The sequence below is a fragment of the Achromobacter pestifer genome (genome assembly GCF_902859625.1).
Classification (GTDB): Bacteria; Pseudomonadota; Gammaproteobacteria; order Burkholderiales; family Burkholderiaceae_B; genus Achromobacter; species Achromobacter pestifer.
In genome coordinates this window covers 1,109,203-1,121,609 of the sequence record NZ_CADIJX010000001.1, presented here as the reverse complement: position 1 = coordinate 1,121,609, position 12,407 = coordinate 1,109,203, and the positions used below count along the sequence as shown (strand labels likewise).

Genomic DNA, 12,407 nt, shown 5'->3' with positions numbered 1-12,407 from the left:
AAAACGCCTTAGCGTCCGGCATGCACGTTGATCTTCAAACCCTTTATCTCCTAATCATCGGGACGCTGCTGGCCAGCGCCGGGATGATTTCATGGGAGCTTCGGGCCCACCCGCAACGCAGCAACACGCTGCGCCTGCTGGCCGTCGGATTCGCGACGCTGGCCATGGGGTGCGTCCTGGTCCTGTTCCGTCGGGACTTTCCAGGGGCGTTTGGCTCCGCCCTCAGCAATCTGGTCATCCTGTCGGGCTATCTCCTGGTGCTCAATGGCGTTGCCTCGCTGCGCGGCAGGCAATACCGCGCCGGATCCGTGGGCTTGCTGGTGGTGATGGCGCTGGTGTGGGCGGTCGCGGGAGCGCGGTGGCAGGATGTCGTGTGGGCTTACGCCAGCGCGGTCCCGATTGCACTGATCAGCGGCATGACGGCGCTGGAGATGCTGCGATGCCGTGCGATGCAAGCGCTGCAACCGCGACGCATCATCATCATGGTGACGGGAATCCACACGGTGCTGTATGCGGGCCGGGCGGGCCTCCTGCCCTGGCTGGTGGCCGAATTCGGGCAAGGCGTGCTATTGGCCGCCAGCAATATCACGATGTATGAAGGCGTCCTGTATTCGGTCATCTTGCCGATGACGCTGCTGAAACTTATCCGCGAAGAGGCTCATGGCCAGCTCTTGCGGGAATCGCAAACGGACTATCTGACCCGCCTGGGCAACCGCAAGTGGTTCTTTGAGCAGGGCGGGCGGCTGGTTGGCGGCGGATCCGGCGACCGACCGGTTGCCATTCTTGCGTTCGATCTTGATCACTTCAAGTCGATCAACGACCTTCATGGCCACGAAACCGGCGATAAGGTGCTGACATCGTTTGCGGGCGTGGCCCAGAGCGTGGTTGGCCCAGGGGCGGTGCTTGCCCGCATCGGCGGAGAGGAATTCGCCTGCCTGCTGTTGGGCGATGACGCGCGCCGCGCCCATTTGCTGGCGGAAGCCATTGTCAGGCGCTTTGCGGAAACGATCGTCGACCCGACGGGCGGCGTCGGGATACCCGCCACGGTCAGCGTCGGCCTGGCGCAGTTTGACGGTGATGCGCCTGTCCTGACAGTGGGGCTGGCCGCCGCCGATCATGCGCTCTATCGCGCCAAGGCGCTGGGCGGCAATCGCGTTGAATTGGCGCGGCCCCTCGCAAGTTCCGCCGCGGCCTGACCGGCGAATCGTTATAGTGGCGGCTGTTTTCAATACCAGGTCAGCAAGGAGCAGGTCCATGGGTGAGCATCCCCTCGAAAGTCCGCGGCAATTGTGCGAGCGTCTTCAAGCAAGATTGGAGACCGAGCGCGCCCGTTTGCAGCAATGGCAAGCGATTGAGGCGGATTACCAGCGCAAGTATGCCGATGGCCTGTCGCCGCTGGAGAAGAAGCTGCATGAACTTCGCATGAAGCTGGTGCTGTGCTTCGATCACGCGCACAAGAACATGGGGCTGTCCAAGTCGGAACGCGAATTCGTGTCCGAGCTGGTGGTGGAATTTTCGGAAGAGCTGCTGCAACTGGACGCCAAGGGTGAACTGCCCGCGGGCTGCGATGCCGGACGGCTGAGGACGCTGTATAAAAAGCACGGCGGGTCCGACTATGACACGGACGTGGCCGACGAGACCGACGACGCAAAGGCGGAACTGGCCGACGCCCTGGGTCTGGACCCGGACGCCGACCTGACCGCGTTTTCGCCGACGGAATTGCTTCAGCGCATTCAGGATCAGTACGAGGACAACGAAGCCGAGGAATTGCTGTCGCTGGCGCGTCTTGCCACCCGCAGCGCCACGCCGAACGCCGTGGCGTGGCAGGCGATGCAGGATGCGGAAGCGGTGCGGGCGGGTCAGGCCGCGCAGAATCCGGATCTTCAGGCCAGCGTGGACGCGGCTGGCGATATCGCCGACGAGCGCCTGCCGCAAGTGAACGCCATGCTGCAAGCCCAATTGGATGACGTCCTGCATCAGGCGGCATATGCGGAAGACGGCTTCAAGCTGCGCTACGACCTGGATCCGTTTGCTTCGTTTGATCCGGAAACCGTGCTGGAAGATCTGGATGCCGATATCGTCGACATCCAGGAATACATCCAGGAACTGGAGCACGAAGTCATGCAGTTTGCGGATCAGGCCTTGTTGAAGGCCTGGCTCAAGGCGATGAAACGCGAAATCGCGGCCATCGAGCGCCGCGAAGGCTGAGGGCAAGGTCGGCTTTTGCTACGTGCGTCGGGCGACTGGCACGACGCGCATGACCGGCGCCGCCGGTTTGGCGGCGTCCGCCCTTGGACGGATCATCATCGGGAAGAAGCGCCACAGGTAGAGCGCCAGCGCCAATACCCAAGCGGTGACCGATGCATGCAGGAAGCCGATCGTGGCGGCGGTGGGCAGCAGGGCGGCCAGACGCAACAGCGCGGCCAGGATCATCAGCGCGTAGCTGACGACCATGCTGCGGTCGGTTTGCAGCGGCCGGCCCAGATGGCCCAGCGCCGTGCGCGTGACCATGCCCAGGATCAGCACCGAAAAGCCGGCCACGCCGATCACGTGGGCGGGCCACGCAGGACGCAAGACATACCCCGCAAGCTGGGCCGCGCCTACCAGCAGGCCGATTCCCAGCCCCAGATAGCCGGCGTACAGAATCCATAGCAACGGCACCCGGCGCACGGCCCAGGGCTTCCACGATATCCATTGCACCAGCGCGATCAGCCCCGTTGCCGCCAGCGCCAGCGCAGCGGCGCGCGGCGCGTCCGCCACCAGGCAGGCAATGGCGGCCAGACCCAGGCCCAGTTGCCAATGCCCGCTGCGGGTGTGGGGCGGGATATCCAGGCCGGCCACCGCGCGCTTGGCGAAAAAGGGCAGGACGCGGCGGGCGATCAACAGCGTCAGCACGGCCATGCATAGCAGGCCTGCGTTGAAATAGCGCATCAGAGCAAGGTAGTCGCCTTGCACGACGGCCCACAAATACATCGCGTTGGCCGCCGCCAGGCCCAGCAGCAGGAAGGGCACGCCTGCGTTGCGTCCGTTGCGCGTCACCCAGACCGCGCGGCCCAAGGCGGCGGCGCCCCACAGGAAGAACGCCAGATCCGCGGCGGCAGCGATCAGGAAGGCGGGGCGGCCCGGCATCAGATAGCCCGCGCGCGCCACGATCCACAACAGGCAAAGACCGGCCAGCGCATTGCCGCGCAACGGATTCTTGCCGGTCCAATTGGCGCCCGCCGTCAGCAGAAAACCGACGGCGATGGTGGCCACGAAGCCCCACAGCATTTCGTGCGCATGCCAGAACATGCCGCCCAGCACGCCGGTGATGCGCGCTGGCGCATGGACCCACAGCCACACGGACGCCAGCGCCCAGAAACAGCCCGCCAGGTACAGCGGACGGAACCCCATTTCAGTGAATGCCCGCCATTGCGGACGGGGACGCGCGGGCGCCGGGGCGGGTTCGTCGATGGTCAGAAGCGGGGGCATGTCGGTCTACGATTTTAAAGGTGTATTTGAAATGCATATTAATACCGTCCAGGCCACGCCGCCAGCGTGTTTGTTTGATCCCGCGCAAACCCGCCCGGGAACTCGCGGGTGACTAGGCACATTGGCAGGGGGCGGATGGTCAGCCGGCGAATGGCGGCCCGGGCACGCTGTCCCTAGGCTAGCCACATGTATCCGTGAGCCAAGCGAGAGTAACCATGACAGCAGCAACTTCCCCGTCCGGCAGGCCGATGCGGGTCCTGATTTCCAGCACGTTCGCCTTCACCATCTGTTTCGCGGTCTGGATGATCTTCGCGGTGCTGGGCATCCCCATCAAAGCGCAACTGGGCCTGTCCGAGACCGAGTTCGGCCTGTTGGCCGCCATGCCGGTGCTGACCGGTTCGCTCGTGCGGGTGCCGCTGGGCATCTGGACCGACCGCTACGGCGGCCGTCCCGTGTTCTTCATTCTGATGTTGCTGGCGGTGGTGCCGATCTGGCTGCTGTCCTACGCGACGCAATACTGGCAGTTCCTGGTGCTGGCGCTGTTTGTCGGCCTGACGGGCGGTTCGTTCTCGGTCGGCACGCCGTATGTGGCGCGCTGGTTCCCGCGCAACAAGCAGGGCCTGGCGATGGGGGTGTTCGGCGCCGGCAATTCAGGATCGGCCATCACCAAGTTCGTGGCGCCCGCGCTGATCGCCGCGGCGGGCGGCGCCTGGGTCATCGTGCCCCAGGTGTACGCGGTGGCGCTGCTGGTCACGGCTGTGCTGTTCTGGATGTTTTCGGCGTCCGACCCGGCGCACCGCGTCACGCGCGGGGCCACCTTGTCGGCGCAGTTCGCCATGCTGAAGGATCCCCGCGTCTGGCGCTACTGCCAGTACTACTCGGTGGTGTTCGGCGGCTATGTGGCGCTGGCGTTGTGGATGACCAAGTACTACATCGGCGAATACGGCTTCGATATGAGGTTGGCTGCCTTGCTGGCCGCCTGCTTCTCGTTGCCGGGCGGGGTGCTGCGCGCGCTCGGCGGCTGGATCTCGGATCGCCACGGCGCCTACAAGACCACGTGGTGGGTGATGTGGGTGTGCTGGGTCGCCTTCTTCCTGCTGAGCTATCCGCAAACGGAATTCACCATCATGACGGCCAATGGCCCGCGCAGCTTCGGCATCGCGCTGGGACCGGTGTCCTTCACCATCCTGTTGTTCGTGGTCGGTATCGCCATGGCGATCGGCAAGGCCTCGGTATTCAAGTTCATCTCGGACGAATTCGGCGAAAACATCGGCGCCGTGTCCGGCATCGTCGGCCTGGCGGGCGGCTTGGGCGGGTTTGTACTGCCCATCCTGTTTGGCGTGCTGCTGGACCTGACCGGCGTGCGCTCCAGCGCGTTCATGTTGCTGTACGGCACGGTCTGCGTATCCCTGATTTTCATGCACTTCAGTTTCCGGCCGGAAAGCGCGGCCAGCGCCGCGGCCACCACCCGCAAGCAAGCCGTCTGAACCGGCGTCCGACCCCATCCAACCAAGCAAAGAGCCTTCATCATGTCCACTCAAGTCCTATCGCGTTGGGAGCCGGATAACCCCGGCTTCTGGAAGCAGACCGGCGCCCGTGTCGCCAACCGCAATCTTTGGATTTCCATTCCCGCGCTGATGCTGGCGTTCAGCATCTGGATGCTCTGGAGCGTGGTGGTGGTCAACCTGGATCGCGCCGGCTTCATGCTTTCCAAGAACCAGCTGTTCTGGCTGACCGCGCTGCCGGCGTTGTCGGGCGCGACGCTGCGCATTTTCTATTCCTTTCTGGTGCCGGTTTTTGGCGGTCGTAAATGGACCGCCATTTCCACGGCCTCGCTGCTGATTCCGGCGCTGGGCATGGGTTTCGCCCTGCGGGATCCGACCACATCGTTTCCGACCTTGCTGATCCTGGCGCTGCTGTGCGGCCTGGGCGGGGGCAACTTCAGTTCCAGCATGGCCAACATCAGCTTCTTTTTCCCCAAGGAAAAGAAGGGCCTGGCCACGGGGCTGAACGCGGGCATCGGCAATCTTGGCGTATCGCTGGTGCAGTTCGTGGTGCCTGTCGTGATCTCGGTCGGCATCTTCGGCGTGGCAGGCGGAGCGCCGCAGGAAATCACCGTCAACGACGCGCAGCAGAACCTGTGGTTGCAGAACGCAGGTTTCATCTGGGTGATCCCCATCGCCATCGCGGCCATCGCCGCGTGGTTCGGCATGAACGACATCGCTGACGCCAGGGCTTCCTTCGCCGACCAAGCCGTGATCTTCAAGCGCAAGCACAACTGGCTGATGTGCTGGCTGTATGTGGGCACCTTTGGTTCCTTCATCGGCTTTTCGGCGGGCTTCGCCATGCTGACCAAGACGCTGTTCCCGCAGGTCGATCCCATGGCGTACGCCTTTCTTGGACCGCTGGTGGGGTCGTTGACGCGGCCAGTAGGCGGTTGGGTGTCCGACAAACTGGGCGGCGCGCGCGTCACGCTGTTTACCTTCGCCGGCATGATCGCCGCAGTGCTGGGCGTGGTGCTGTTCCTGCCCGTGGCCGGGCAGGGCGGCGACTTCTACGGCTTTCTGTCCATGTTCATCGTGCTGTTCGCGCTGACCGGCCTGGGCAACGGATCCACCTTCCGCATGATTCCGGTGATCTTCCTGCGTGAACGCACGCAAGCGGCGGGCAAGGGCGCCGAAAACCAGAAACGGGCCATGTCGGAAGCGGCCAAGGAATCGGCTGCGGTGCTGGGCTTTTCCGGGGCCATTGGCGCCTATGGGGGCTTCTTCATTCCCCGTAGCTTTGGCACGTCGCTGGAGATGACGGGGGGCGTGCAGGCGGCGTTGTATTGCTTCATCGGGTTTTACGCGACTTGCATGGTGATTACCTGGTGGTACTACGCGCGTCGGAATGCGCCGGTGCCTTGCTGAGGGTTGCGTGATGGGTTGCGCGCGTTGGATGTCTGTGTGTTTTTTCAGATCGGTGCGCGCTACACCCATCCTACGAGGTCCGAGCGGCATGCGTCGCATATTCCTGGGCCGACGGGCATCGCATTCATCCCTTGTCCCCGGGGCCGACGCGCATCGAATTCGTCCCCTGTTACCGGGGCCGGCGCGCATCGAATTCGTCCCCTGTTACCGGGGCCGGTGCGCATCGAATTCGTCCCCTGTTACCGAGGCCGGCGCGCATCGAATTCGTCCCCTGTTACCGGGGCCGGCGCGCATCGAATTCATCCCCTGTTTCTGGGGCCGGTGCGGGTCGAATTCGTCCCCTGTTTCCGAGGCCGGCGCATCGAATTCGTCCCCTGTTTCTGGGGCCGGCGTGCATCGAATTCATCCTCTGTTCCCGGGGCCGACGCGGATCGAATTCGTCCCATGTTTCCGGGCCAACGCACGCCGCTCGCGATGAGGACGATTCGTAGGATGGGTGTAGCGCGCGCGGGTTCACGCAAATGGCACGGTTTCAAGCGCGCGAAACCCATCATCCCCCAGTGACTAGTCATTCTGCCGCGCCCGGCCTATGCCACTGGCGAATGGTCGGGGGACAGGTCCAAGCCTACAGTGGTTTCAACGGCATTGATCGCAGTACGCGCCGGCCAGACCGGCGTTCTTGGAGAAACACAATGAGTCATTTTCTGGACCGGCTGAAGTTCATGTCGCGGGTGAAATCCACCTTCGCGGACGGCCACGGTGAGACGGTCAACGAAGACCGCAAGTGGGAAAACGCCTATCGCTCCCGCTGGCAGCACGACAAGGTCGTGCGTTCGACCCACGGCGTGAACTGCACGGGTTCCTGCTCGTGGAAGGTCTATGTCAAGAATGGCCTGATCACCTGGGAAACGCAGCAGACAGACTATCCGCGCACGCGCCCCGATCTGCCCAACCACGAGCCCCGCGGCTGTCCGCGGGGGGCGTCCTACAGCTGGTATGTGTATTCGGCGCAGCGGGTGAAGTACCCGATGATCCGGGGCCGCTTGATGGAGATGTGGCGCGAAGCGCGCAAGACCATGGACCCCATCGCCGCATGGGAGTGGATCAGCCAGGACCCGGTGCGCGCCAAGCGCTACAAGTCCATTCGCGGCCTGGGCGGCTTCGTCCGCGCGGATTGGGACACGGCCACCGAGATCATCGCGGCCGCCAACGCGCTCACCATCAAGAAGTACGGTCCTGACCGCGTGATCGGCTTTTCGCCCATTCCGGCCATGTCCATGGTCAGCTATGCAGCGGGCGCCCGATACCTGAGCCTGCTGGGCGGCGTGTGTCTCAGCTTCTACGACTGGTATTGCGACTTGCCACCGGCCAGCCCGCAGATTTGGGGTGAACAGACCGACGTGCCGGAATCGGCTGATTGGTACAACTCGACCTATCTGATGGTGTGGGGATCGAACGTGCCCCAGACCCGCACGCCCGACGCGCACTTCTACACCGAAGTCCGCTACAAGGGCACCAAGACGGTGGCGGTGTCCAGCGACTTCGGCGAAATGGTCAAGTTCGGCGATATCTGGCTGGCGCCCAAGCAGGGTACCGATGCCGCGCTGGCAATGGCCATGGGCCATGTGATCCTGAAGGAATTCCACCTGTCGGCAAACCCGTCGCCGTACTTCCAGGACTACGTGCGGCGCTATACCGACATGCCGATGCTGGTGCTGCTGAAAGAGCGCGACGGCTTCCATGCGCCTGACCACTTCCTGCGCGCCTCGCACCTGGACGGCGCCTTGGGCGAACAGAACAACCCCGACTGGAAAACGCTGGTGTTCGACAGCCATACCGGAGACCTGGTGGCGCCCAACGGCAGCATCGGCTTTCGCTGGGGCGAAGGCGCGGTCAACGGCGGCGAAAAGGTGGGCCGCTGGAACCTGGAATCCAGGAATGGCGGCAATGGCCGCGACATCGAGCCCACGCTCAGCCTGCTGGGTCAGTCCGAAGACGTCGTCGCAGTGGGGTTCCCGTATTTTGGCGGCGAACATGGCGACGTGATGGTGCGCAATGTGCCGACCCGCCGCATCCGTCTGGCCGATGGCTCTGAAGCCTTGGTCGCCACGGTGTACGACTTGCAGATGGCGAACTACGGGCTGGACCGCGGCCTGGGTGGCGGCAACGTTGCCACGTCCTACGATGATGACGTTCCCTACACGCCGGCCTGGCAGGAAAAGCACACCGGCGTGCCCCGCGCGCAAGTGATCCAGGTCGCGCGCGAATTCGCGCAGAATGCCCACGATACCGAAGGCAAGTCCATGGTGATCGTTGGCGCTGGCCTGAACCACTGGTATCACATGGACATGATCTACCGCGGCATCATCAACATGTTGATGATGTGCGGCTGCGTGGGCAAGAGTGGCGGCGGCTGGGCGCACTATGTCGGCCAGGAAAAGCTTCGCCCGCAGTTCGGCTGGGCGCCGCTGGCGTTTGGTTCGGACTGGGTACGCCCGCCGCGCCAGATGAACGGCACATCCTTTTTCTACGCACACACCAGCCAGTGGCGCCATGAAAAGCTGAATGTGCAGGAAATTCTTGGCCCCACCGCTGATCGCGCCAAGTACGGCGAACTCAGCATGATCGACCTGAATGCCCGCGCCGAGCGCATGGGCTGGCTGCCGTCGGCGCCGCAACTGCGCACCAACCCGTTGGACGTGGTGGCCCAGGCCGAGGCCGAAGGCAAAGACCCCGTCGCGCATGTGGTTGACCAGCTGAAGTCCGGCGCGTTGCGCATGTCTTGTGAAGACCCGGATGATCCGGCCAACTTCCCGCGCAACATGTTCGTCTGGCGCTCCAACATCCTGGGCTCCAGCGGCAAGGGCCACGAGTATTTCCTGAAGTACCTGCTGGGCGCGCAAAGCGCGGTCTTCGGCGACGAAGCCGACGCCATCAAGCCCACTGAGGTCACCTACCAGGACGACGCGGCCGAAGGCAAGCTGGACCTGCTGACGGTGCTGGACTTCCGCATGAGCACGACCTGCCTGTACGGCGACATCGTGCTGCCGACGGCCACCTGGTACGAAAAGGACGATCTGAACACGTCCGACATGCACCCCTTCATCCACCCCTTGAGCGAAGCGGTGCAACCCTTGTGGGAAAGCAAGACCGACTGGGAGATCTACAAGTTGCTGGCCAAGAAGTTCAGCGACATCGGCGGCCCTTACCTGGGCAAGCGCCGCGACATCGTGCTGACCCCGTTGATGCATGACACCCCGGGGGAACTGGGCCAGGCTTTCGAGCCCAAGGACTGGAAGCTGGGCGAATGCGATCTGGTGCCGGGCAAGACCGCGCCGTCGATGACGGTGGTGGAACGCGACTACAACGACATCTACCGCAAGTTCACGTCGGTTGGCCCCTTGCTGGACAAGTTGGGCAACGGCGGCAAGGGCATCAACTGGAATACCGAGCACGAAGTGCGCGAACTGGCCGGCATCAATGAAAGCGTGGCCGACGCTGGCGTCAGCCAGGGCCGTCCGCGCCTGGATACGGCCATCGACGCTGCCGAGATGATCCTGACCTTCGCCCCTGAAACCAACGGCCACGTGTCGGTGAAGGCGTGGGAGGCGTTGGGCAAGATCACGGGACGCGACCACACCCATCTGGCCGTCGGCCGCGAACACGACAAGATCCGCTTCCGCGACGTGCAGGCGCAGCCGCGCAAGATCATTTCGGCGCCCACCTGGTCGGGCCTGGAAAGCGAGGAAGTCAGCTACAACGCCGGCTATACCAACGTGCACGAACTGATTCCATGGCGCACCCTGACGGGCCGCCAGCAGTTCTACCAAGATCACCGCTGGATGCTCGATTTCGGCGAAGGCTCCTGCGTCTACAAGCCGGCCATCGACACCAAGACCGTGGCGCCCATGTTGGGCCGCTATCCGAATGGTGAAAAGGAACTGGTCCTGAACTGGCTGACGCCGCACCAGAAGTGGGGCATTCACAGCACGTATTCGGACAACCTGCGCATGCTGACGCTAAGCCGCGGCGGCCCCCACGTGTGGGTGTCGGAAACCGAGGCCAAGCAGGCCGGGCTGGTGGACAACGACTGGGTTGAAGTCTTCAACGTCAACGGCACCTTGACCGCGCGGGTGGTGGTCAGCCAGCGTGTGCCGGTGGGCATGTGCCTGATGTACCACGCTCAGGAAAAGATCGTGAACGTGCCGGGCGCTGAAACCAGCGGCAAGCGCGGCGGCATCCACAACTCGGTCACGCGCACGGTGTTGAAACCCACGCACATGATCGGCGGCTATGCGCAGCAAGCCTACGGTTTCAACTACTACGGCACGGTCGGCGCCAACCGCGACGAGTTCGTCGTGTTGCGCAAGATGAAGAAAGTGGACTGGCTGGAAGGCCCGCTCGTTGAAGAGCCCGCCATGGAAGCAACGCAACAAAAAGAGAAGCAATCATGAGGATACGCGCCCAAATCGGCATGGTGCTGAACCTGGACAAGTGCATTGGCTGCCACACTTGCTCGGTCACCTGCAAGAACGTCTGGACCAGCCGCGACGGTGTCGAGTATGCCTGGTTCAACAACGTCGAAACCAAGCCCGGCATCGGTTATCCCAAGGAATGGGAGAACCAGGACAAGTGGAAGGGCGGCTGGAAACGCACGGCTGCCGGCAAGCTGGAACCGCGCCAGGGCGGCAAGCTGCGCATCCTGGCCAACCTGTTCGCCAACCCGAACCTGCCAGCCATCGACGACTACTACGAGCCCTTCACGTTCGACTACGAGCACTTGCAGAACGCGCCCCTGCTGCAAACGCCGCCCACCGCGCGTCCCATCTCGGTGCTGACCGGCAAGAAGATGGATAAGATCCAGTGGGGACCAAACTGGGAAGACGACCTGGGCGGAGAATTCAGCGCGCGCAGCCGCGACGCGCTGTTCGAGGGCGTGCAGAAAGAGATGTACTCGACGTTCGAGAACACCTTCATGATGTACTTGCCGCGTCTGTGCGAACACTGCCTGAACCCGGCCTGTGTCGCCAGCTGCCCGTCCGGCTCGATCTACAAGCGCGAAGACGACGGCATCGTCCTGGTGGACCAGGACAAGTGCCGGGGTTGGCGCATGTGCATCTCGGGATGCCCCTACAAGAAGATCTACTACAACTGGAGCAGCGGCAAGGCCGAGAAGTGCACGTTCTGCTATCCGCGCATCGAAGCGGGCCAGCCGACCGTTTGCTCGGAAACCTGCGTGGGCCGCATCCGCTACCTGGGCGTCATGCTGTACGACGCCGACCAGATCGAACGCGCCGCCTCCACCGCCAACGAACAGGACTTGTACGAATCGCAGCTGGATCTGTTCCTGGATCCGCATTCGCCGGAAGTGATTGCCGCCGCGCGCGAGCAAGGCATCCCGGAATCGTGGCTGGAAGCCGCCCGGCAGTCGCCCGTCTACAAGATGGCGGTGCAATGGCGTGTTGCCTTCCCGCTGCATCCGGAATACCGCACCCTGCCGATGGTTTGGTACATCCCGCCGCTGTCGCCCATCCAGACGGCCGCCGAGGCCGGACAGATGCCGCAACGCACGGTGGGCAAGAGCGCCATGATCCCGGACGTGTCCAGCCTGCGCATCCCGGTGCGCTACCTGGCCAATCTGCTGACGGCGGGCAAGGAAGCGCCCGTGCTGCAAGCGCTTGAACGCATGCTGGCCATGCGTGCCTACAAGCGTTCCGAAACCGTGCATGGCGAACGCGATACCGAGTTGCTGGAGCAAGTGGGGCTGTCCGAGGCCACCGTGCAAGACATGTACAAGATCATGGCGATTGCCGACTACGAAGACCGCTTCGTCGTGCCCAGCAGCCATAAGGAAGTGGTCGAAGACAGCTTCAACGAGAAAGGCAGCTGCGGATTCACGTTCGGCAATGGCTGCTCGGGCGGCGTGTCCGAAGGCACGTTGTTCGGCCGCAAGCCCCAAGGCAGCGAGATCTTCATCGAGATGCCGAAATCCCGCAAGAAGGCCGTCGCGGCCCGCTAGGAAAG

The 12,407-nt window shown here is 63.5% G+C and carries 7 protein-coding genes; 6 read left to right on the top strand and 1 reads right to left on the bottom strand.

The genetic code is table 11. From position 1 onward, the window contains the following. Window positions 1-20 precede the first annotated feature (20 nt). The gene (locus HV753_RS04810) at window positions 21-1,196 is read left to right on the top strand and encodes a GGDEF domain-containing protein (RefSeq protein WP_175173256.1); all 1,176 of its coding nucleotides are present in this window, start codon (window positions 21-23) and stop codon (window positions 1,194-1,196) included. Between the two features lie 58 nt (window positions 1,197-1,254). Next, complete coding sequence (locus HV753_RS04805) at window positions 1,255-2,208, top strand: molecular chaperone DnaJ (protein WP_175173255.1); 954 nt, start codon at window positions 1,255-1,257, stop codon at window positions 2,206-2,208. 18 nt (window positions 2,209-2,226) lie between these two features. Here HV753_RS04805 and HV753_RS04800 read toward each other — a convergent pair whose 3' ends face one another. After that, a complete protein-coding gene (locus HV753_RS04800) occupies window positions 2,227-3,471 on the bottom strand; it encodes an NnrS family protein (protein ID WP_175173254.1) in 1,245 nt (414 codons plus the stop codon). Window positions 3,472-3,719: 248 nt separating this feature from the next. Here HV753_RS04800 and HV753_RS04795 point away from each other — a divergent pair, with 248 nt between their 5' ends. The 4 genes from HV753_RS04795 (at window position 3,720) to narH (ending at window position 12,402) form a co-directional block, all read left to right on the top strand. Then, entirely contained in the window at window positions 3,720-4,958 is a 1,239-nt protein-coding gene (locus HV753_RS04795) for an MFS transporter (protein WP_175173684.1), read from the top strand. Between the two features lie 42 nt (window positions 4,959-5,000). Further along, window positions 5,001-6,383: a NarK family nitrate/nitrite MFS transporter gene (locus HV753_RS04790; RefSeq protein WP_175173253.1), complete on the top strand. Its 1,383-nt coding sequence runs from the start codon at window positions 5,001-5,003 to the stop codon at window positions 6,381-6,383. A 692-nt stretch (window positions 6,384-7,075) separates the two neighbouring features. Beyond that, entirely contained in the window at window positions 7,076-10,837 is a 3,762-nt protein-coding gene (locus tag HV753_RS04785; protein ID WP_175173252.1) for a nitrate reductase subunit alpha, read from the top strand. Further along, window positions 10,834-12,402 (top strand): nitrate reductase subunit beta, encoded by a 1,569-nt coding sequence (gene narH / locus HV753_RS04780; RefSeq protein WP_175173251.1) that lies wholly within the window; start codon window positions 10,834-10,836, stop codon window positions 12,400-12,402. The genes HV753_RS04785 and narH overlap by 4 nt, the downstream gene beginning before the upstream one ends. Window positions 12,403-12,407 lie beyond the last annotated feature (5 nt).